This is a genomic window from Bradyrhizobium sp. 521_C7_N1_3 (genome assembly GCF_052075975.1).
GTDB classification, from domain to species: domain Bacteria; phylum Pseudomonadota; class Alphaproteobacteria; order Rhizobiales; family Xanthobacteraceae; genus Bradyrhizobium; species Bradyrhizobium japonicum.
This window is the reverse complement of sequence record NZ_CP197232.1, coordinates 9,909,656-9,931,021: the sequence shown is the minus strand read 5'-3', so window position 1 is coordinate 9,931,021 and position 21,366 is coordinate 9,909,656. Positions and strand designations below refer to the sequence as shown.

Annotated in this window: 22 protein-coding genes; 14 read left to right on the top strand and 8 right to left on the bottom strand. The window is 64.7% G+C overall.

The annotated features are described in order from the left end of the window. Window positions 1-5 precede the first annotated feature (5 nt). The 3 genes from AB7008_RS47185 to AB7008_RS47175 all read right to left on the bottom strand — a co-directional run bounded on the left by AB7008_RS47185 (window position 6) and on the right by AB7008_RS47175 (window position 2,393). Entirely contained in the window at window positions 6-884 is an 879-nt protein-coding gene (locus AB7008_RS47185; protein WP_441261068.1) for a shikimate dehydrogenase, read from the bottom strand. A 144-nt stretch (window positions 885-1,028) separates the two neighbouring features. Then, window positions 1,029-1,967, bottom strand: coding sequence for a LysR family transcriptional regulator (locus tag AB7008_RS47180; protein ID WP_038933431.1), 939 nt, complete (start codon window positions 1,965-1,967; stop codon window positions 1,029-1,031). 249 nt (window positions 1,968-2,216) lie between these two features. Further along, the gene (locus tag AB7008_RS47175; RefSeq protein ID WP_441261067.1) at window positions 2,217-2,393 is read right to left on the bottom strand and encodes a hypothetical protein; all 177 of its coding nucleotides are present in this window, start codon (window positions 2,391-2,393) and stop codon (window positions 2,217-2,219) included. Window positions 2,394-2,558: 165 nt separating this feature from the next. On the opposite strand from AB7008_RS47175, the gene AB7008_RS47170 reads away from it, so the two are divergent. The 9 genes from AB7008_RS47170 to AB7008_RS47130 all read left to right on the top strand — a co-directional run bounded on the left by AB7008_RS47170 (window position 2,559) and on the right by AB7008_RS47130 (window position 11,332). Then, entirely contained in the window at window positions 2,559-3,296 is a 738-nt protein-coding gene (locus AB7008_RS47170; RefSeq protein ID WP_014491262.1) for a helix-turn-helix transcriptional regulator, read from the top strand. A gap of 83 nt (window positions 3,297-3,379) precedes the next feature. Next, window positions 3,380-4,039 carry an acyl-homoserine-lactone synthase gene (locus tag AB7008_RS47165; RefSeq protein ID WP_014491263.1) on the top strand — a complete coding sequence of 220 codons (660 nt, stop codon included), beginning with the start codon at window positions 3,380-3,382 and terminating at the stop codon, window positions 4,037-4,039. A gap of 1 nt (window position 4,040) precedes the next feature. Beyond that, window positions 4,041-4,259, top strand: coding sequence for a hypothetical protein (locus AB7008_RS47160; protein ID WP_014491264.1), 219 nt, complete (start codon window positions 4,041-4,043; stop codon window positions 4,257-4,259). Between the two features lie 297 nt (window positions 4,260-4,556). Further along, complete coding sequence (locus AB7008_RS47155; protein WP_028148057.1) at window positions 4,557-5,474, top strand: branched-chain amino acid ABC transporter permease; 918 nt, start codon at window positions 4,557-4,559, stop codon at window positions 5,472-5,474. After that, window positions 5,471-6,415 carry a branched-chain amino acid ABC transporter permease gene (locus AB7008_RS47150; protein WP_014491266.1) on the top strand — a complete coding sequence of 315 codons (945 nt, stop codon included), beginning with the start codon at window positions 5,471-5,473 and terminating at the stop codon, window positions 6,413-6,415. Before AB7008_RS47155 ends, AB7008_RS47150 begins: the two co-directional genes overlap by 4 nt. Then, the gene (locus AB7008_RS47145; protein WP_028155176.1) at window positions 6,408-7,175 is read left to right on the top strand and encodes an ABC transporter ATP-binding protein; all 768 of its coding nucleotides are present in this window, start codon (window positions 6,408-6,410) and stop codon (window positions 7,173-7,175) included. The genes AB7008_RS47150 and AB7008_RS47145 overlap by 8 nt, the downstream gene beginning before the upstream one ends. Then, the gene (locus AB7008_RS47140) at window positions 7,168-7,896 is read left to right on the top strand and encodes an ABC transporter ATP-binding protein (RefSeq protein ID WP_441261066.1); all 729 of its coding nucleotides are present in this window, start codon (window positions 7,168-7,170) and stop codon (window positions 7,894-7,896) included. Before AB7008_RS47145 ends, AB7008_RS47140 begins: the two co-directional genes overlap by 8 nt. A 152-nt stretch (window positions 7,897-8,048) precedes the next feature. Continuing rightward, on the top strand, window positions 8,049-8,936 hold the full coding sequence (locus AB7008_RS47135) for a helix-turn-helix transcriptional regulator (RefSeq protein WP_441261065.1): 888 nt from the start codon (window positions 8,049-8,051) through the stop codon (window positions 8,934-8,936). 104 nt (window positions 8,937-9,040) lie between these two features. Next, the gene (locus AB7008_RS47130) at window positions 9,041-11,332 is read left to right on the top strand and encodes a TonB-dependent siderophore receptor (RefSeq protein ID WP_441261064.1); all 2,292 of its coding nucleotides are present in this window, start codon (window positions 9,041-9,043) and stop codon (window positions 11,330-11,332) included. 308 nt (window positions 11,333-11,640) lie between these two features. Here the strand turns inward: AB7008_RS47130 and AB7008_RS47125 are convergent, their stop codons facing one another. Both AB7008_RS47125 and AB7008_RS47120 read right to left on the bottom strand, forming a co-directional pair. Beyond that, window positions 11,641-13,077 carry a glutamine synthetase family protein gene (locus AB7008_RS47125; protein WP_028155173.1) on the bottom strand — a complete coding sequence of 479 codons (1,437 nt, stop codon included), beginning with the start codon at window positions 13,075-13,077 and terminating at the stop codon, window positions 11,641-11,643. Window positions 13,078-13,276: 199 nt separating this feature from the next. Further along, entirely contained in the window at window positions 13,277-14,635 is a 1,359-nt protein-coding gene (locus AB7008_RS47120) for an aromatic ring-hydroxylating dioxygenase subunit alpha (protein ID WP_014491272.1), read from the bottom strand. A 112-nt stretch (window positions 14,636-14,747) separates the two neighbouring features. Between AB7008_RS47120 and AB7008_RS47115 the strand changes: the two genes are divergently transcribed. The 4 genes from AB7008_RS47115 to AB7008_RS47100 all read left to right on the top strand — a co-directional run bounded on the left by AB7008_RS47115 (window position 14,748) and on the right by AB7008_RS47100 (window position 17,967). Next, window positions 14,748-15,533 carry an IclR family transcriptional regulator domain-containing protein gene (locus tag AB7008_RS47115; protein WP_248880433.1) on the top strand — a complete coding sequence of 262 codons (786 nt, stop codon included), beginning with the start codon at window positions 14,748-14,750 and terminating at the stop codon, window positions 15,531-15,533. A 68-nt stretch (window positions 15,534-15,601) separates the two neighbouring features. Continuing rightward, on the top strand, window positions 15,602-15,934 hold the full coding sequence (locus AB7008_RS47110; RefSeq protein ID WP_014491274.1) for a PRC-barrel domain-containing protein: 333 nt from the start codon (window positions 15,602-15,604) through the stop codon (window positions 15,932-15,934). An 85-nt stretch (window positions 15,935-16,019) separates the two neighbouring features. Continuing rightward, window positions 16,020-17,756, top strand: a complete 1,737-nt coding sequence (gene ybaL, locus AB7008_RS47105) for a YbaL family putative K(+) efflux transporter (protein WP_441261063.1) — start codon at window positions 16,020-16,022, stop codon at window positions 17,754-17,756. Beyond that, entirely contained in the window at window positions 17,707-17,967 is a 261-nt protein-coding gene (locus tag AB7008_RS47100; RefSeq protein WP_155255873.1) for a hypothetical protein, read from the top strand. The genes ybaL and AB7008_RS47100 overlap by 50 nt, the downstream gene beginning before the upstream one ends. A gap of 109 nt (window positions 17,968-18,076) precedes the next feature. Here the strand turns inward: AB7008_RS47100 and AB7008_RS47095 are convergent, their stop codons facing one another. After that, window positions 18,077-18,757, bottom strand: coding sequence for a transglutaminase-like domain-containing protein (locus AB7008_RS47095; protein WP_441261062.1), 681 nt, complete (start codon window positions 18,755-18,757; stop codon window positions 18,077-18,079). Between the two features lie 181 nt (window positions 18,758-18,938). Here AB7008_RS47095 and AB7008_RS47090 point away from each other — a divergent pair, with 181 nt between their 5' ends. Continuing rightward, the gene (locus AB7008_RS47090; RefSeq protein ID WP_441261061.1) at window positions 18,939-19,718 is read left to right on the top strand and encodes a cobalamin B12-binding domain-containing protein; all 780 of its coding nucleotides are present in this window, start codon (window positions 18,939-18,941) and stop codon (window positions 19,716-19,718) included. A gap of 6 nt (window positions 19,719-19,724) precedes the next feature. On the opposite strand, the gene AB7008_RS47085 is transcribed toward AB7008_RS47090, so the two are convergent. Together AB7008_RS47085 and AB7008_RS47080 are read right to left on the bottom strand one after the other, a co-directional pair. Beyond that, complete coding sequence (locus AB7008_RS47085; RefSeq protein ID WP_441261060.1) at window positions 19,725-20,120, bottom strand: group II truncated hemoglobin; 396 nt, start codon at window positions 20,118-20,120, stop codon at window positions 19,725-19,727. Window positions 20,121-20,339: 219 nt separating this feature from the next. Then, window positions 20,340-21,257 (bottom strand): helix-turn-helix transcriptional regulator, encoded by a 918-nt coding sequence (locus tag AB7008_RS47080; RefSeq protein WP_441261292.1) that lies wholly within the window; start codon window positions 21,255-21,257, stop codon window positions 20,340-20,342. Window positions 21,258-21,366 lie beyond the last annotated feature (109 nt).

Below are 21,366 nucleotides of genomic sequence, written 5' to 3'. Positions count from 1 at the left end.
TTCGGTTACGCGGCGTGGTAGGCTGCGCTTCGTGCCGCCATCACCTCGTCGAATGCCTCTCCCATAACCTCGGTCGATGGGGCAAGTCCTGTGAACAGTTCGAAGGCGTCGGCGGCCTGGTAGATCGCGAGCTCCCGCCCGGTCATGATCCGCGCGCCCTTGGCCTGTGCCGCTGCCAGCAGCGGCGTGATCAGCGGCGAATAGACGGCGTCCGCGACCCACATTTTCTCGTGCAGCAAGGCCGCCGGCACCGGCATGCCCCGGTTCGGCAACATGCCGACCGGCGTGCCGTTGACGAGGCCGGTTGCGCCATCGAGCGCGTCCTCGACGCTTTTCGCCACCGTGGCGCCGCCGTGCCTGGCAAGCAATGAAGCGAGCTTTTCGGCGCGCGCCGTCTCGCTGTCGAAGATGCGGAGGCCGGAGACCTTCAGGCTCGCGAGCGCAAAGGCGATCGCCTTGCCGACGCCGCCCGTTCCGATCACGGCGACTGCATTTCCGGACGGTGCCAGCAGCGGCGCGACCGCGCGCGCAAACCCGGTCGTGTCGGTGTTGTGGCCGATCAGCCGGCCGTCCCTGACGACGACGGTGTTGACCGCGCCCATGGCGGCCGCGCCCGGCGCCAGCTCGTCGAGCAGCGGGACCACCGCTTCCTTGTAAGGGTAAGTCACGTTGACGCCGGCAAAGCCGAGCCGCCGCACGCCCTCGAGCATCATGCGGAGCCCGGCCGCATCGGCGCCGGCGACCTCGATGAGCTGGTAGTGACCGCGCAGGCCGAGCGCCTCGGCGGCCCGCTCGTGCATTGCGGGGGAGGCGGAGTGCGCAATCGGCGCCCCGATCAGGCCGGTGAGAAGCTTCTTGCTGGCGGTGTATCCGCGCTTGGACATGGTTGGCTATCGTCTCGTTGGGAGCGTTGGGTCCTGGCCATTAGCGGGGAAATCCGCACAATTCCAAGGGGGCTTCCAGTTGCGACGATAGCCTTTCCCGTGCCTAACACAATTACCCATTTATTGGGCAAACCTAACATAATGTTATTTCTTTCGCCCGCGTGCCGGGGCGGCCTTGTCCTCGCTGCGGGAGGGCTCCACCGTGCGCATCTCGGCGCGCAGGGACTCGATGAAATACTCGACATGGAGCGACAGCGGCGCGCCGCGCTTCACCGCGATATAGGTCTCGAACCGCGTCGGCTCGGTGATCTTCAACAGCTCGATTCCCGGATAGCCGCCATGGGCCACCGTGAACTGGTCGATGATGGCGATGCCGAGCCCTGCCTTCACCAGCGCACACACCGTGGTGCCGAAGCGCGCGCGGATCGTGATGTTGTAGTCGAGCCGGTGGCGCGCAAAGATCCCAGCCATGATCCGGCCGTAGGGATCGTTCGGATCGATGCCGATCAGCGGATAGCGGGTGATCTCGGCCGCCGAGACCTGCTTGCGGCCCGCAAGCTCGTGACCCGGCGGCACGATGCAATAGAGCTCACCCGAGGCGAGCGGCATGAAGTCGAGCCCGGAATGCTCGAGCCGATAGCTCATCGCCACGCATTCGCCGCGGCCGAGCAGGAGGTAGTCGATGGCCTCCTCGAGCTTGAGGATGTTGATGTCGATGCCGAGATCGGGATAGCGGCGCCGGACGCGCTCGATCGCACGCGGCACCATCACCTGGGAGATGCTCGGCACCGAGCCGATGCGCAATTCCGACAAACCGCCGCGGCCGATCTTGGAGATGAGCTCGGAGAGGTCGTCGACCTTCTTGTAGACGCCGTTGATCTGCTCAAAGATGTTCTCGGCTTCCGGCGTCGGGAAATAGCGCCCGTTCTGGCGCTGGAAGAAGCGGATGCCGAGCGTGCGCTCGGTGTATTTGACCAGCCGGCTGATCCCCGGCGCCGACACGTTGAGCAGCTTCGCCGCGCCGCCGATGGTACCCGTCACCATCACGGCACGGATCACTTCAACCTGGCGCAACGTCATCATGTTGTGGGCATCCCAAAGAGGATCTTGGTGGCGATCATCTCACGAGAGCCGTGATGTCATCCAGCGGCAAGTGTGCGACGGAGCGGGCGGCGCTTCACCCTCCCCCTCCAGGGGAGGGTAAGAGCGCAGCTCGCTCACCGGCAACAATTGCTGATTAACTTCGCAGTCAGAATGTTTCGGCCAAAATCGGCACGTTCGAATGGACGGGCGCCGCTCGCCCGGAGCCTACGCCTGATCTGTAACTGCGTTCTAGCTCGCCGGGCTCTCGGGCGACGCGCTGCCGGGCCGCTCCGCGCGTTCGCGCTGCAGCACGTCGCGCGCGTACTCGATGATCTTCTGCTTGTTTGCCGTTTCGCGGACGGCGAAAAACACGCGGTTGAGTTCCAGGCCGAGCACGCTGTTGAGGGCGATGTCCTCGTCTTCCATCGTGATTTTCCCGCTTAAGACGGCATAGGTGTAACTTGACGTCACTTCCTCCACAAGTAGATTAAATCTGCGGTGCAGACGAGGGCCGGTAAACTACGGAAGCAGCGAATTGAGGCAGCTCCCAAATACGTGCTATACCGACGGCGAGGCTCAGGAAACGCACCGATGTCCGCCGTAGACGCCGTAGATTATGGCCGGGAAGCGCTCGACTTCATCGAAGGCCTTGGGACCTATCGCAAGGTACCGGACGCCATGAATGCGCTTGAGGCGGCGTTCGGTCGCTTCGGCTTCGAAACCATCATCGTGACGGGGTTGCCGAATCCCGATCAGCGGTTCGCGCAGATGGTGCTTGCCAAGCGCTGGCCGGCAGGATGGTTCAATCTCTACACCCAGAACAATTACGACCGCGTCGACCCCGTGGTGCGGCTGTGCCGGCAATCGGTCAATCCGTTCGAATGGGCGGAAGCGCCTTATGATGCCGAGCTCGAGCCGGACGCGGCCGAGGTGATGAACCGTGCCACCGATTTTCGAATGTCGCGCGGCTTCATCGTGCCGATCCACGGGCTCACCGGCTACGAGGCGGCGGTGTCGCTCGGCGGCGTCCATCTCGACCTCAATCCCCGCAGCAAGCCGGCGTTGCACCTGATGGCAATGTATGGCTTCGACCATATTCGCCGCCTGCTCGATCCCGCGCCGCATCTCTCGACGCGTCTCACGCCGCGCGAACGTGAGGTGATCGCCTGGGCCTCGCAGGGCAAGTCGGCTTGGGAAATCGGCGAGATCCTGCACATCACGCAGCGTACCGCCGAAGAGCATCTTGCAACCGCCGCGCGCAAGCTCGGTGCCGTCAACCGCACGCATGCGGTTGCACTGGCGATTCGCAACAAGATCATCAATCCCTAAGCGACGTACTGGGAAATTTCCCAATATCGATCCTGCCGCTTTTCGCGGAGGCTGCCCCTCATTCAGGCTGAATGGGGGTTTTCATGATTCACGCAATTTCTTCGGTCAATCGCCACCTTTACGAAGACGTACTCGAACAGCACTTCCGACTACGCCACGACATCTTCGTCGAGGAGCGGCACTGGGAGACGCTGCGCCGGCCTGATTGCCGCGAGGTCGATTCCTACGACGACGAGGACACCGTCTATCTGCTCGCGCTGGAAGGCCGGCGCGTCGTCGGCGGTCACCGGCTCTACCCCACGACCAAGCCCTCGATGATGAGCGAGGTCTTCCCGCATCTGGCGTCGGTTCGCGGTTGCCCTGCGAATCCGCTGGTCTGGGAATGGTCGCGCTACTTCGTCGTGCGCGATCGCCGCGACGGCGCTCTCAACCTGCAACTGATGGCAGCGGTGCAGGAGTTCTGCCTCAATCAGGGCATCGCGCAGGTCAGCGCGATCATGGAGACCTGGTGGCTGCCGCGCTTCCATGAGGCCGGCTTTGTCGTGACGCCGCTTGGTCTGCCCGCGCTGGTGGAGAACGCCTGGACCATGGCGGCGACCATCGACATTCGCCGCGAGACCCTCGATGCCCTGCATGATCGCATCGGCATGGATTCGATCGTACAACAGGACGGCCCGCGTCTGGACGCCGTCGCCCGTGCCAACCTCTGCGGCCTTGCTGCCGCGCAACGAAAGAGCGCCTGAGATGTCGAACATGATGCGGGACAGCCAGATCATGGCGCAGACCAAGGACGAGAATCTCGGCTACATGTCCGACATGGCGCTCGAGCTGGCGCAGATGGCGGAAGACACCGGATTGGCAACGCTCGCCTATCTGTTCCGGATGGCGGCGCTGGAAGCCTCGACGGCCGACAGCGTGCTGGCCGAGCCGGATGATCTTCCCCGGCAGATGACGTCGCACTAGACGCCTTCTCCGACTTCCGTCGACCTTCGCGCCCTCTCCCAGGCATGCCTTGGGGGAGGGCGATCGTTTGGGTGCGGCAGGTTGACCCATGCTGCGCGGCAGCCTTCTTGCAGGGCCAATTTCGATCGCATGCACCGGCATGCAACAAAGTGCATGTCTGGTGTTGAATCGCTCTTGCCTCGGAACGATACTGCCATTACCCATTTTTCCGCCTTGAAGAGGCAGGGGGAGCTCTTTCACTGATGGCGACCGTGTTCGAACTTCGGCGCGACACCGCGTGCGCCTGAAAGAGTTTTGATGCTGCTCGTCGTCGAACAATTCTTGAACGGATTGCAGTTCGGCCTGCTCCTGTTCCTGCTCGCCGCCGGCCTGACGCTGGTGTTCGGGATCATGGATCTCGTCAACCTCGCGCACGGCTCGCTCTACATGATGGGCGCCTATTTCGCCGCGACCTTTGCGGCCTGGACCGGCAGCTTCCTGCTCGGCGCGCTGATGGCGCTCGGTGCGACTTTGGTGCTCGGCATCGTGCTGGAGATGACGGCGCTGCGGCATCTCTACGGGCGCGACCATCTCGACCACGTGCTCGCGACCTTCGGCCTGATCCTGTTCTTCAATGAAGCGGTGCGGCTGATCTGGGGGCCGGCCGGGCTTGCGCTGCCGCTGCCGGCCTGGCTCACGGTGCCGGTGCCGATCCTGCCCGGCATCCACTATCCCGCCTACCGTCTCGCCATCATCGTGGTGGCGCTGCTGGTCGCGCTGCTGCTCTATCTCGGCGTGATGCGCACCCGCATCGGCATGCTGATCCGCGCCGGCGCCTCCAACCGCGAGATGATCGGCGCGCTCGGCATCAACATCAAGCTGCTCTATACGCTCGTGTTCGGCCTGGGCGCCGCGCTCGCCGGCCTCGCCGGCCTGATGCAGGCACCGATCCTCACCGTGCAGATCGGCATGGGCGAGAACATCCTGATCCTCGCCTTCGTCATCATCGTGATCGGCGGCATCGGCTCGATCCGCGGCGCGTTCCTCGCCGCGATCTTCGTCGGCATGATCGACACGCTCGGCCGCGCCTTCCTGCCCAACCTGCTGCGGCAGGTGCTGAGCGGCGCTGCCGCCTCCACCGCGGCGCCCGCGCTGTCGTCCATGCTGATCTATCTGCTGATGGCGATCGTGCTGGTGGTGCGGCCGGAGGGGCTGTTTCCGGCCAACCGTCGATGAAGGCTTTCACGGTGAGCAAGGCCGTCACGGCCCTGATGCTGGCGGGCCTCGTGCTGCTGCCGCTTTACTCGCAGCTGTCCGGCAACATCTTCATCCTGACGCTGTTCACCCGCATCGTCATCCTGGCGCTGGCGGCCGCGAGCCTCAACCTCATTATGGGTTTTGGCGGCATGATGAGCTTCGGCCACGCCGCCTATCTCGGTATCGGCGGCTACGCGGTCGGCATGCTCGCGCAGGAAGGCGTCGGCTCCGGCTTCATCCAGTTCCCGGTCGCGCTCGCAGCTTCCGCGATCTATGCGCTGGTGATCGGCGCGCTCTCGCTGCGTACGCGTGGCGTGTACTTCATCATGATCACGCTGGCGTTTGCGCAGATGGCCTACTACGTCGCCTCTGGCCTCGCACGTTACGGCGGCGATGACGGTCTCACCGTCTACAAGCGCAGCGACTTCTCCGGCCTGATCAACCTGTCGAACCGCACGCAGTTCTATTATCTCTGCCTCGCCTGCCTGTTCGCCGTGATCGTCCTGATCTGGCGCATCGTCAATTCGCGCTTCGGGCTCGTCTTGCAGGGGCTGCGCTCCAACGAGCAGCGGATGCAGGCGATCGGCTTTCCGGCAAAACGCTACCAGCTCGTCTGCTTCGTCATCTCAGGCACGATGTGCGGCCTTGCCGGCGCGCTGCTCGCCAACAACACCGATTTCGTCAGCCCGGCCGTGATGTACTGGACCCGCTCCGGCGACCTCATGGTGATGGTGATCCTTGGGGGCATGGGCACGCTGTTCGGCCCGGTGATGGGTGCGGTGGTGTTCTTGCTGCTGGAAGAATTCCTGTCGCAGATCACCGAATACTGGGCGCTGATCATGGGCCCGCTGTTGCTGCTGATCGTGCTGTTCGGCCGCGGCGGCATCATGGGCCTGCTCGGGAGGCTCAATCGTGGCTGAACCGCTGCTCCGCGTCGAAAAGCTGGTGCGCCGCTTCGGCGGCATCGTTGCGACGGACAACGTCTCGCTCGACGTCGCGGCCGGCGAGCTGCACGCCATCATCGGCCCGAACGGTGCCGGCAAGACCACGCTGATCAGCCAGCTCACCGGGCACCTCGAACCGCATTCCGGCAGCGTCTCGCTGGCGGGGCGCGACATCACCTATCTGCCGGCCTATCGCCGCTGCGCGCTGGGGCTCGCCCGTTCGTTCCAGATCACCTCGCTGCTGCTCGACTTCACCGCCGCCGACAATGTCGCGCTGGCGGCGCAGGCGCATGCAGGCCACTCGTTCCGCTTCTTCGCCAACGCGCGCAAGGAAAAGGGTTTGCGCGATGCCGCGCATGCCGCCCTCGACCGCGTCGGCCTGTTGCACCGCGCCGACGTCGTGGTGTCCAGGCTCAGCCATGGCGAGCGGCGCGAGCTCGAGCTTGCGGTCGCGCTCGCCAGCAAGCCGAAATTGCTGCTGCTCGACGAGCCGATGGCAGGGCTCGGCGTCACCGAGTCCCAGCGCATGGTGAAACTGCTCCAGGAGCTGCGCAAGGAGGTCTCGATCGTGCTGGTCGAGCACGATATGCCGGCGGTGTTCGCGCTCGCCGACCGCATCTCGGTGCTGGTCTATGGCCGCGTCATCGCCTCGGGCGATCCGGCCGCGATCCGCGCCAACGAGGACGTCAAGCGCGCCTATCTCGGCGACCAGCACGTGGTGACGCACCATGTCTGAAGCGGTGATGACTGACACGCTGCTCGACGTCGACGGCATCGAGACCTGCTACGGCCTTTCCCAGGTGCTGTTCGGCCTGTCGCTGTCGATCAAGCCGGGCGAGATGGTCTCGCTGATGGGCCGCAACGGCATGGGCAAGACCACGACCATCCGCTCCATCATGGGCCTCACTCCGGCGCGCGCCGGAACGATCCGCTTCGCCGGCGCGGAAGTCCGGCAGCTGCCGTCCTACAGAATTGCAAAACTCGGCGTCGGCCTCGTTCCCGAGGGGCGCCAGATCTTCCCGAATCTCACGGTGCGCGAAAATCTCGTCGCGGCCGCAGCCGATCGGTTCGGCAGCAGCAATCCCTGGACGCTCGCCGCCATCTACGTGATGTTTCCGCGCCTTGCCGAACGCGCTTCCAACATGGGCAACCAGCTCTCCGGCGGCGAGCAGCAGATGCTGGCGATCGGCCGCGCGCTGATGACCAACCCAAAGCTGCTGATCCTCGACGAAGCGACCGAAGGCCTCGCTCCGCTGATCCGCGAAGAAATCTGGAACTGCCTGTCGCTGCTGAAGAGTCGGGGACAGTCGATCCTGGTCGTCGACAAGAACGTCGATCACCTCGCCCGCATCTGCGACCGCCACTACATCATCGAGCGCGGCAAGACGGTGTGGAGCGGCACGTCCGTCGAGCTGATGGCGGAGCCTGATCTGCAGCACAAATATCTGGGCATCTGACGCGCTCCCAGATCTGACTGCCGTATCGTCCGTGCAGATCGCCGCGCGCGCAGAACCTCGTCGAGGACGTCAGTTTCGAAGCTCTCCAAACTGCGCGCAGAGATCTTGAGTGCGTCGCCGCCAGCCGCCAATGTCGCGGCGTAGCGGATTCGATGCAGGACTTTTACAATCAAATTGCCGGACGGCCTGACGACGACATCATCGGCCCCGCACAGCGAGGCGCTTCGACAGCGCCTCAATGGCTGGATTTCCCGGGCTGTGTGTTCATCAGAGGTGAGTTTCGCGCCGATCCCGATCGGCCCGCGATCGTAGCGCCGGGCTTGTTCATCTCCGTCGCACTCGATGAAGGCGCAGGCCGCGGCATTCTGACGCGCGCAACCGGCGAAAGGCAGATGACGGCGATTGCGGTGCGCGAATCCCTTTCCGTGGGAGGCTCGGTTCGCTGCGGCGAACGTCCTGCGATCGGCCTGGCGCTTCCCCAAGCCTCCATCGACGGGCTTGGACTCGGCGACGAGGTTCGGGCGCTGTTCAGGACTGACGCGTTGGGCACGGCTATCGTCTCTCTCACGGCGTCTCCGCGTGTGCAGGCCCTCGCGGCAGAAATGTTCTCGCCACCGGTGGCCGGAAACGCGACGCAATTGCTGCTGTCGGCGCATGCCGCCGAGATCGTGGTCCACGCCTTGTTCGGCGAGCGCGGGATCGTGCTCGATCCTGCGGCCGACCTCCAGCGGGTGCGGTTGCAATCGGTCAAGGCGCGCATGGATGCCGATCTCGCTTATCCCTGGAGCATCGACGAGCTGGCGCGGAATGCGGGGCTGAGCCGCCGGTCCTTCAACCAGAAATTCCAGATGGCGTATGGCGAGAGCGCGATCGACTATTTGCGGGCTCGTCGGCTCGATGCCGCACGTGACCTTCTGATTCATCAACGCTTGTCGGTCACCGAGGCGGCCTTTCGGGTCGGCTATGCCCATCCGGCTAATTTCGCGACGGCCTTCCGCAGGCGCTTCGGCCATTCGCCGAGCCGCAGCCAGTCAATTTGAAAGCCTCCACGCGCGATCAAAGGTGATTTGCGCGCGCGCAAAGGCGGCGTGCGCCTCGATCTGGTTACTCCCGGGTTGTTCGAACACGGAACTCGGGGAAGACGATGACGCGCAACGACGGGCGGACGCTCGGCTGGGAACGAATGGCGAGAACTGGTCTGGGAGCGGCCGGCCTGGGAATAGTCCTGCATGCGGCGCCGTCGGTCGCACAGACCTCCGGGACCAATTCGACGTCGACCGCGGCGACATTGCCTCCCGTCACGGTGGAGGCACCGATCCCGGCGCGTCCGCGCACCCAGCCCGCGCAGCGAGCTTCGCAGTCGTCGCGCGGCCGCGTCGCGACGCAACGCAATGCCGGGTCCGCGCCAGCCGGAAATCCGGGCGTGCGTGAGGCCGGTGCCGGTCGCGCCAACGCGTCGAGCGAGAGCAGCTATGTTGCAGACAGCAGCTCGGCGGGCACGAAGACCAACACCCCGTTGCTCGAGACGCCGCAGTCGCTCTCGGTCGTGACGCGCAAGGAACTCAATGATCGTGCCGTCCAGTCGCTGACAGAGGCGGTTGGCTATGAACCCGGCGTCCGCATCGATGCGTCCGGCTTCGATCCGCGGTTCGACGCCATCGCGATCCGCGGCTTCGACATCACCTATAACGGCGTTTATCTCGACGGCTTGCGCCTCGTCGGAGCCGGTCTCAGCGTGTTCAAGACCGAGCCTTATGGGGTCGACAGCATCACCGTGGTCCGTGGACCGAGCTCGGCCCTCTATGGCCTCGGCTCCCCCGGCGGACTGATCGACCTGTCGAGCAAGCTGCCGACCAGCCAGCCGTTTCACGAAGTGCAAACGGTGTTCGGCGACCGCGATCGCATTCAGGGCAATTTCGACCTTTCGGGCCCGGTCGATGCCAACGGTCAATTTTCGTATCGGCTGACCGGCGTGGTGCGCGACGCGGACGTATTCGTGCCGGGCGGCAAGGACAATCGGACCTACATCGCTCCCGCCGTGACTTGGAAGCCGGATCAATCGACCACGCTCACGATTCTCGGGTCCTATCAGAAGTCGAAGACGCCCGGATCGATGTTCACCTATTCCACGGGCACCGGCACCACCACGGACATCTTTACGGGCAGTCCGTCCTACAATTCGCTCGATCAGGAACAGGGACGTGTGGGCTACCTGTTCGAGCATGCATTCAACAACGACGTGACCGTCCGCCAGAAATTCCGCTACGTCGATGTCGATGCGGTCACCCGCTATGTCGGCTTTCTCGGCGCTCCCGTGGGCAATGTCGTCTCGCGCTACACCGGCTATGTCCACGACACGCTGCAATCGGCCATCATGGACAACCAGGTCGAGGCCAGGCTATCGACCGGACCCGTGCAGCACACACTCCTGATCGGCACCGACTACACCGCGTCGAAGTTCAACGACAAGCAGGGATTCGGCTTCGGCGTCTCCGATCTCAACCTGGCCGCGCCGGTCTACGCGCCGGAATCCATTCCCGATCCGGCGATCTCGTCCTCGACGCAGCAGCGACAGACCCAGTCCGGCGTGTACATCCAGGACCAGGCCAAGCTCGACCACTGGATCCTGACATTGAGCGGCCGCAGCGACTGGGTCAGCACCACGGGTGAGGATCTGTTCGCGCTGACCCGGCAGACGCAGTCCGATCAGGCCTATAGCGGGCGAGCCGGGCTGACCTATGTGTTCGATTCCGGCGTTGCGCCTTACGTCGCCTATTCGACCTCGTTCTTTCCCAATCTCGGCGTCGATCCGTCGGGCGCGTTCTTCAAGCCGACCACCGGCAAGCAGACTGAAGTCGGTGTGAAGTACCAGCCGCAGGGGACAAGGAGCTTCATTACCGCGGCGGTGTTCGATTTGACCCAGGACGGCGGCCTGGTCACGACGGGGACGGGCGTGACGGTCCAGCGTGGCGAGATTCAAAGCCGCGGCTTCGAATTGCAGGCGCTTGCAAGCCTGGGTGGTGGTTTCGACATCACCTCGTCGTACACCTATCTCGACATGGTGACGAAGCAGGCCGCTGACGACTCGCTGATCGGCAAGTTTCCCTCGGGCAATCCTCCGCATACCGCGACGCTGTGGGCGAACTATGCCCTGCCGCTGGCCGGACCGTTCGCGGGATTGAGCGTCGGTGGCGGTGCGCGTTACATGTCCTGGAGCTACGGCGATGATGCGAACACGTTCAAGAACAGCTCGGTAACCCTGATCGACGCGGCGCTGAAATATGATTTTGGCCAGGCGGCGAAGGAGCTGAGGGGCCTTCAGTTCCAGGTCAATGCCAAGAACCTGTTCAATCTGCACTACACCACGTGCCAGGTCGGTTATTGCTACCGCGGCGCGCCGCTGACCGTCATCGCAACGCTCGGCTATCGCTGGTGAATCAGCTTGCGGATGAGAACCCCGGTTATCCGGTCAATATGTATTACCCAAATCGCTGGGCGACTAACGCGCCAGGTGGTGCGTGCCGATCTCAACCAAGGTGGTCCGGCAGGACAGACGGTAGATCAGGCTGAACAATTGAACCCACATGATCGAACTCCGCTGTTGATCACATGTGGGGATGCTAGGCCCCGAGTCTTTCCGGCCGTTTTCGAGGGACAGGGAAAATGGCTTCGTCGGCGGGCGCCGTGATGTCGTCGGAACAGACCGGACGAAGTCGCCTCACGCGGGCGTGAGACGTATCCCCGTCAAAACACCTCGAAATATTCGCGGTGCTCCCAGTCGGTCACCTCTGACAGGAAGCGGTCGATCTCGGCATTTTTGATGTGGGTGTAGTAGTCGACGAACTCAGGCCCGAACTTCTCGCGGAAGAACGGATCGTCCTTCAGCGCGGCGACCGCATCGCGCAAGCTTTTCGGCAACGGCGGCGCTTTGGTCTCGTAGGGCGTGTCGGCGGACGGGCCGGGGTCGAGCTTGCGGTCGACGCCGTCGAGGCCCGAGAGAATCTGGGAGGCCATGTAGAGATAGGGATTGGCGGCGGGCTCGCCGATGCGGTTCTCCAGGCGCGTTGCGGCATCATTGGCGCCGCCGAGCACGCGGATCATCACGCCGCGATTGTCGCGGCCCCAGATCGCGCGGTCCGGCGCCAGCGAATAGGAGCGGTAGCGTTTGTAGCCGTTGATGGTCGGCGTGGTGAACACGGTCGAGGCGCGGGCGTGGTCGAGCAGGCCGGCAAGGTACGCCCGGCCGAACGCGCTGAGCGGCTCGCTGCCGTCCTTCGCCATGAACTGATTTTCGCCGGACGCGCGCGAGACGATCGACTGATGCAAATGCCAGCCGCTCGCGAACACGTTCGGCAGTTTCGGCCGGCACATGAAGGTGGCGTGATACCCGTGGCGGCGCGCGATCTGCTTCACGGCAGAGCGGAACAGCACCATGTTGTCGGCGGGCTCCAGCCCCTTCTTCGGCGCGAAGGTGAATTCGCACTGGCTCGGCCCGAACTCGACCTCGACCGAGCGCAAGGGCAGTCCGAGCGCGACGATATCGCGGCGCAGGATCTCCAGCACCGGCTCCATCTGATCGAAGCGCTGCTCGGTGAGGTATTGATAGCCGTGGCTGAGCAGGCTCACCGACGGCGGCGTGCCGGGCTGGCCGGCATCCTCGGGCCGCATATGCGCGTCGTCGAGCTTGAAAATGTGGAACTCAACCTCGAGGCCGGCGACGAAATCGTGGCCGCGGCCGCTGAGATCATCGAGCACCTTGCGGTAGAGGCCGCGGGTCGCGAACGGCACGGGACGGCCGTCGCCAAAATGGAGATCGCAGAGCACCCAGCCCGTCGCGGGCGCCCATGGCAGCACGCGGAAGGTGGTTGGGTCGGCGACCATCAACACGTCGGCCGCGCCCTCCATCTCCTTCATGCCGAATCCGCCGCCTGACGTGAACACCGGAAACACCGTGCGGTGCGAGGTATCCTTGGCGAGCATGGTCGTGGTGATGGAGCAGCCACTCTCCAGCGAGGCGATCGCCTCGGCGGCGATGATGGTCTTGCCGCGTAAAATGCCGTGCTGGTCCGGGAAGGCGAGGCGGATGACCTCGAGGTTCTTTTCCTCGACGATGCGGCGCAGGCGCGCTGCGGCGTCCCTCTGCTCATCCGACCACAGCGCATGACGCGCGACGAAAGTCACTGCTATCTCTCCTTGATGCTCGGTGCGAGCATAGCCCACGCTGTCATCGTCCGCCTTGTGCGCGTTGCGCACTGGGGCGGACGATCCAGTATTCCAGAGGCGGTAACGTATCCGCGAGAGGCCGCGGCGTACTGGATGCCCCGCCTTCGCGGGGCATGACAGCGGAGTATGCGGCGCCCGCCGCTGATTGACGGCATTATCACTCCGCCGCCGTCAGCCGGTGCACGTTGTCCGCGATCTCCTTCGGCACCGGCGCGGCCCAAGGTGCGCCGCGGCGGCGCTTGACGTCGACCTCCATCCAGTAGAGCTCCCAACCCTGGGTCGGCCCGATGCCGTCCATGGTGGCCGGTCCCTGGATGCTGCGCGCCCTGCTCTCGTCCAGGAACAGCATCGGCTTCTCGCCGCCGCCGACCTTCTCGATCTCCTGCCGCAGCAGGCGGCGGTACTGCACGATCGCCTTGTCGCTCGAGCCGAGATGCTCCTTGGTGCGGTCCTGGATCGCGCCCATGGATTCCACCGCCCACTGGTCGTGGACGTTGATGTCGGTGCCCATGCCGGTATAGGTCGCGGTCGCCTGCTCGTGCGGATCGAAGCCGTAATCGTTGCCGCTGTTCTTGCGCGACTTGTAGTCGGGCAGCTCATAGAGCTCGAGCCGCTGATCGCGCATCTTCTGCTTGTCGACCGCGTTGGTGTAGCTGGTGAAGATCGCGTACCAGTAGCAGTTCTCGTCGTCGACTGGCACGTGCCACTGCGTGATCGTCATTTCCGTGCTCATGGGGATGACGAAGCCGTGCGGGAAGAGCTGATTGGTGACGCGCACATGGGTGCGCTCCTCGTCGATCTCGCGCAGCGCGATCAGCCGCAGGCCATATTCGGTGTGCTCGACATTGATGATCGGACGGTCGTATTCGCGCAGGATCTTTGTCATCGGCAGATCAGAGCCGGCGGAGGCGCCGCGGAACTGCTTGCCGTAAGCCGTCGACGTATCCTCGTCCTCGAAGAAGCGGTGCAGATAGGAGGCGTGCGCAGGATCGATGCCGACCTCGAGGGCCTGAAGCCAGTTGCAGGCCATGTGGCCCTTGAACGCAAAAGTGTGCGTGCCGGGCGCGACAAAGCAGTCGAGCTCCGGAAAGGCCGGGGGCTCACCCTCGCCGAGATAAGCCCACAGGATGCCGCTCTTCTCGACCACGGGATAGGAACGCTGGCGGATGTTCTGGCAGAGTTTTGAGTCCTTCGGCTCGGCCGGCGTCTCGATGCACTGGCCGGTGGCGTCGAACAGCCAGCCATGGAAGGCGCAGCGCAGGCCGCCATGTTCGAGACGTCCGAAGGCGAGGTCGGCGCCGCGATGGGCGCAGTGACGGTCGATCAGGCCGTAGCGTCCGCTCTCGTCGCGGAACAGCACCAGGTTCTCGCCGAGCAGTTTGACGGGGCGGATCGGGCGCGCGCCCTCCAGCTCGTCGACCAGCGCCGCCGGCTGCCAATAGCTCCGCATCAGCTTGCCGCAGGGGTCCTTCGGACCGGTACGGGTGATCAGGTCGTTCTGCTCCTGGCTCATCATGGCGGCTGTGTCCTTTGTCGGAGAGGCGTTGTTCGCCTATTGAACGAATGGGCGAATTATGCCATGCCTTGGTCCGGCGGCAAGCAATATTTTGCAGGATGTTCCCGGACCTATGCCCAAGCTGAAGCGCAGCGAAAACGACGAGCGGGCGACGGATTTCGTCGAGAGCCTCGATCGCGGCCTGCGCCTGCTGCAATGTTTCGGCACGACCACCGGCCCGATGACGCTGAGCGATCTCGCCAGGGCCGCAGAGCTGCCGCGCGCCACCGCGCGGCGGATGCTGTTCACGCTCCAGCGCGGCGGCTTCGTCGCCGGCGACGGCAAGCTGTTCTCGCTGACGCCGCACGTGCTGACGCTCGCGGCGTCCTACCTGCGCTCCAGCCAGCTCGTCGCCGTGCTTCAGCCGGTGCTCGATCGCGTCGCCACGGCAGCGCAGGAAATCTCCTCGCTCGCGGTGCTCGACGGTGACGACGTCGTGTTTGTCGCACGCAGCAGCCCCGCGCGGATGTTTTCTGGTGGGCTCGAGATCGGCTACCGGCTGCCGGCGTTCTGCACCTCGGTCGGACGCGCCATGCTCGGGCAGTTCGATGACGCAGCGCTTGCCGCACGCCTGAAGACAATGAAGCGCGAGATGTTGACGCCGCAGACGGTGACCGATCCGAAGGCGCTGCTCGCCATCATCACAGCCGATCGCGACCAGGGCTATTCGCTGGTCGATCGCGAGGCAGAGCCGCATTTCCGCTCGATCTCGGTTCCGGTGCGCCGCTACGACGGCGTGATCGTCGCCGCGATCAACATGGGCGCCCATGTCGACCGCGTGCCGGCAGGGGAGCTGGTCGACCGGTTGCTCCCGCTGCTCCGCGAAGGCGCGGAGTCCGTGCGGTCGCAGCTGTTATAGCAACGATCGTTGGCGCCGCGCGCCCGCGGGCTTATAATCTCGTCACGCAAGACAACAGGGAGGACGCCATGAAACACACCATGGTTCCCAGTGATCGCGTGGAGCACGTCTGCGTCTACGGGCGCGACGGCGCGAAGCTCGGCTCGATCGAGCGGCTGATGCTCGACAAGGTGACCGGCACGGTCGCCTACGCCGTGATCAGGACTGGCGGGCTGCTCGGCACGCACCACCATTATCCTGTGCAGTGGGGCGCGCTGAAATACGATCCTGCGCGGCAGGCTTTTCGTGTCGAGGTGACGCAGGACGAACTCGCCAGCGGGCCGTGCGAGTTCGACGGCGACGAATTCGACTGGGGCGATCGTTCGCGGCCCTACGCGCACCCGAATTATTGGTCGATCTGACGGCGCGATTGCGGCAGGCGTCGCGCGCTGAGCCGCCTCACTTGGTCGCGGTGCGCCGGCGCGCTCGCTGTGTCAAAAGGCAAAAATGCCGCATGACACACCTCTCATCGCCACCATCGTCGTCGGACTCGGACTAGCTTTCGTACTCGGAACTATAGCGCAGCGGTTCCGCATTCCGCCGCTTGTCGGCTATCTGCTCGCCGGCGTCGCCGTCGGCCCGTTCACGCCGGGCTTCGTCGCCGACCAGGCGCTTGCGACCGAGCTCGCCGAGCTCGGCATTATCTTGCTGATGTTCGGCGTCGGCCTGCATTTTTCGCTCGAGGATCTGCTGCGCGTCCGCAACATCGCCGTTCCCGGCGCCGTCGTCCAAATCGCCGTTGCGACGCTGATGGGGCTCGGCCTTGCATGGCTGATGGGCTGGAGCGTCGGTGCGGGACTCGTGTTCGGCCTGGCGTTGTCGGTCGCGAGCACTGTCGTTCTGCTCCGCGCGCTGCAGGAGCGGCGCCTGATGGAGACCGATCGCGGCCGCATCGCGGTCGGCTGGCTCATCGTCGAGGACCTCGCGATGGTGCTCGTCCTGGTGCTGTTCCCGGCGATCGCAAGCCTTCAGGGCGCCGGCGGCGACAAGCCAGCCTTCGAGCCGCTGGCCGCGCAGGCCGGCTTCGGGCTTGCCGGCATCGTGATGCTGACCCTGGCCAAGATCATCGTGTTCATCGGGCTGATGCTGGTGGTGGGGCGCCGGGTGATTCCCTGGATCCTGCACTACATCGCGCATACCGGCTCGCGCGAATTGTTCCGTCTTGGCGTGCTTGCGATCGCGCTGTGCATTGCGTTCGGTGCGACGAAGCTGTTCGACGTCTCGCTGGCGCTGGGCGCGTTCTTCGCCGGCATGATGCTGCGGGAATCGCCGCTCAGCGCGCGCGCCGCGCAAGAATCGCTGCCGCTGCGCGATGCCTTCGCGGTGCTGTTCTTCGTCTCGGTCGGCATGATGTTCGATCCGATGAGCGTGGTTGGCGAGCCCTGGCCGCTGCTGGCGACGCTGGCGATCATCATGCTCGGCAAATCACTCGCGGCGTTCCTGATCGTGGTGCTGTTCCGGCATCCGGTCGCGACCGCGCTGACGATCTCGGCGAGCCTGTCGCAGATCGGCGAGTTCTCGTTCATCCTGGCCGAGCTCGGCGTCGCCTCGCAGATCCTGCCCAGCGACGGCCGCGACCTGATCATGGCCGGCGCGATCCTCTCCATCATGCTCAACCCGCTGATGTTCGCGGCCGCCACCTGGCTCGCGCCGCGTCTCGACCCGCGCCGGGATTCACCGCAGGCCGCGGCCGCCGTGCCCGAACCGATCCGCACCACCGACCTGACCGACCACACGATCGTGATCGGCTATGGCCGCGTCGGCGCGCTCGTCGGCGATGCCCTGAAGCAGCGGCAATTGCCGTTCCTTGTCGCCGAGGTCGGCGAGAGTGCGCTGGCGAAGCTGAAGCAGGGCGGCATCGAGACCGTCATGGGCAATGCCGCGCAGCCCGAAATTCTCGGCGCCACCAATCCGTCACGGGCGCGGCATCTCGTGATCGCGATCCCCGAGGCGTTCGAGGCGGGGCAGATCGTGCAGCAGGCGCGCGCGGCCAATCCGGACATCCGCATCATCGCGCGAGCGCATGCGGATGCCGAGGTCGATCATTTGAAGGGGCTGGGGGCGGATGTGGTCATCATGGGCGAGCGGGAGATCGCGCGCGGCATGATCGAGGAGCTGGAGAGGAGATATCCGGATGCTGCCCAGCAAGATCCCCGTGCGCTCGCGGTCGGTTCGGTCGTTTGACCTGATCACGCCACAGGGCCGGACCTACCGCTTCCCGCCGCCGACATTGTCGCAGCGGTTGTTGCGGTTGCTGTTCGCGCATGCGGAGACGGTGGCGATTTCGGCGGCGATCCTGGCGTTGATTTATGTGGCGGGCTTTGCCGCCGAAGCACTCGACCGTTCGGTGTTCGATGCGTGCAACGATCGGGTTGGCGTGCGCAGGGTGGGTTAGTCTCGGTGTCGTGAGATGTGCAGTCGCGCCGTCGAGCACACTGCGCTCCCTCCGACTTTGCAGGGGAGGGAGCAGAGCGCACGCTCAGTGAGAGGACTGCCCCAAAATCTCACTGCCCCTCCGCCTCGCGCTCCATGTCACGGCCCGACAGATCCTCGCCCTGCATGTTGGCATAGTCCCTCGCCATCTCGTGCATCAGGAACTTGGCCGGCACGTCGTGATAGGTGCCGCGGTCGTTGACATATTGCATGTAGGCGCGGCCCTCGCCGTCAAAGGGGTGCAGCAGCGCGTCGGTGTGGCCGTCGAAATCGAGCGGGACGACGCCGACCTTGGCGCAGAGCGTGTCGTTGAAGGTCGGCGTCGCCTTGCGCCAGGCTCCGTCGACATGCACTTCCGTAAAGCCATGCCAGGTGAAGATGTCGGTGCCCATGCTCGCGCGCAGCTTCTCGGTGGTGAGGTGGTTCTTCACATCCGCAAAGCCGACCCGGGCGGGAATGCCGTGGACGCGGCAGGCGGCGGCATAGAGCGAGGCCTTGCCGACGCAATAGCCTTGCCCTGCGGCAAGCACGCTCGATGCGCGAAACGTGTCGGCGACGCGCATGCTGACGTAAGGGTTGTAGCGGATGCCGTCGCGCACCGCCTTGTAGAGCACACTCGCCTTCTCGCGGGCGCTGGCGTCCGCGCGCACGGCGGTCTCGGCGAATTGCCGCACGGCGGGATGATCGCTGTCGATGTACTCGCCGGGATCGGTATAGAGGCGGCGTATCGTGTCGGGCAGGGGTGCTGTCATGCGTCAAGCTTAGCAGGCAGCCTCCGCGGGACTCAAATTCGTTCGTTGCAAGCCGCCTATGCCGCACGCGACACTACCCGGTCACCACTTGCGTTGAGACGTTGCCGCTTTCGAAAGCGGCAATGCTGCGTTACGCTTACCGGAGCCGACGCCCTTAATGTGGCCCTTGGGGAGTCAGAGCGTGCTGAAATGGTGTGCCCATTGCCAGCAATTCATCGGCGAGATGCGGCCGTACGCCGACTTCAGCATCACGCACGGGCTGTGCCGGAAATGCTCGGGTGAACAGCCCGATTTGCTCAGCGGCGATGAATATGCCCATGCGGTCGCGCTGCGGGACATCTTTCAGGCGCTGTTTGCCGCGGGTCGCAGGAGCGATTTCGACGCGGCCGGGCCGCTGGTCGACAACGCCATCGCCGTCCATTGCCGGCCGGTCGACATACTCATCGGCATGATCGCGCCGATGCTCTACGAGATCGGCAACGCCTGGGAGCGCGGCACGCTCACCGTCGCGGGCGAGCACGAATTCACCGCCTTCGCCGAGCGGGTAGTCGATCTTGTCGAGGCCAAGATGAGGCAGGCCTGGTCGCAGCCGGCGCGGCATGCAGGCGACGGCTGCTATCTCCTGATGAACGCACCGGGCAATATCCACGTGGTGGGCATTCGCATCCTCGGCCTCTGGCTGCAAAACCAGGGATGGCGGACGCGCCATGTCGACGATCTCACCGTTCTCGATGTCCTGTCCGAGCCGGCGATCGCGGGTGAGCCCAAGACGCTGCTCGTTTCGATCGCCCTACGCGAGCAGTGCGATGCCGTCGCGTCGCTCATCGAGCGCGTGCAAGCATTGCCGGCGCCCAGCCGTCCAGACATTTTCCTCGGCGGCTACGCCGTCAAAACCCACCTGGTGCCGCGGATCCCAGGAGTGAAGCTTGCCGCCGACATCAGCGCACTCGGCCTCGACTGAACGCGGCTAGCTGCGGTTGCGCATCCAGTCGGCCAAGCCCGATATCGCGCGATCGAGGTCCTGTCGCGCGGCAGCGTCGACGACCGTCTCCTCCATCGCGCCGCGCATGCAGAGCAGCCACGCATCGCGCTCGACATCGCCGATGGCAAAACCAATATGCCGCTGCCGCAGCCGCGGATGGCCCTTCTCGGGAGTATAGAGCTTTGGGCCGCCGGTCCATTCGGTGAGATAGCGCTTCAGCACGTCCCTGATCAGGCCGAGATCATCCGCATGCATGGCGCGGATCATCTGCGCCTCCGGCAGCGTGTCCATGCGGTCGTAGAAGCGGTCGACGAGAGCGTCGATCGTGGCGCTGCCGCCGATCCGCTCGAACATGGAGGTGGTGACGTCGCTGGAGGTCATGAGTGGTCCCAAGGCTTATTGCTGTGCCCTGATATAGTGACATTGCGTTTGCCTACAAACTCCGCTGTCGTCCCTGCGAACGCAGGGACCCATAGCCAAAGGGAGGAGTTTGGCGAAGTCTGGTCGTTCGGGATTAGCCGCGATCACAATCGATAGATCGCGCGGTATGGGTCCCTGCGTTCGCAGGGACGACAGCGGAGAGTTTGATTAGGGCGCGCCCTACAGCGCCACGCTGCGCAGCCCAAAGCTGCGGGCTTCGTTCTGCAGCACCGGCCGCACCGCATCGATCAGCCTTGCAGCCGCCGCATCGACCGACAGCCCTGCCGTATCCACCACCGCCGTCGCGCGCGAATACAGCGGTTCGCGGCTCAGCAGGATGTTGCGCAGCTCGGCCATTGCGGAGCGGTCGTCCGCCATCGGGCGAAGATCGCCTTGGCGGCGCACGCGGGCCATGTGCTCCTCGGGCTCGGCCTTCAGCCAGATCGTGTAGAACGACGAGAGGATCTGGTCGAAGGTCAGCGGCTCCGACACGATGCCGCCGCCGGTCGCCAGCACCATCAGCTCGTTGCGCGCGAGCAGCTGTTGCAGCGCTGCCTGCTCCATGCGGCGAAAGCCTTCCTGGCCGTAGAGCGCGATGATCTCGGCGACCGAGAGCCCGTTCTGCTGCTCGACCTCCTTGTTGAGCTCGACGAAGCTCCAGCCGACCTTCTTCGCCAAAATCTTGCCGAGCGTGGATTTGCCGGCGCCGCGCAGGCCGATCAGCGCAATGCCGCAGAACGGTGCTCGCCGCGGCGCTGACGCGCTGCCGCCGGCGAGAACGTCCTTGGCCTGAGCGATCTGCGACGGCGTCGCCTTGCGCAGGAGATCGCGAAACATCTGCCAGTCCGGCGTCGGATCGGCCGAGGGAAGCAGATCTTCCAGATGCGCGCCCATCGCGTCGGAGACGCGGCGCAGCAGCACGATGGAGACATTGCCCTTGCCGCTCTCGAGCTGCGCGATGTAGCGCTCCGAAATTCCCGATACCTTGGCGAGCACCTTGCGCGACATGCCGCGCAGCGCGCGCATGGTGCGCACGCGCTGGCCGAGCTGTTCGAGAAATCGGGATTCGGCGTCGGGACTGTCGGTCATGGACTGCAGATCATGGGCCTTCTTGAGAGGGTGTCCTGCGGCGCATTTTAATGAAACATAGTGCCTGCCGGCATTGACAGCAAGCCGCTGCGGTGTCTTTCTATGAATTATAATTCTA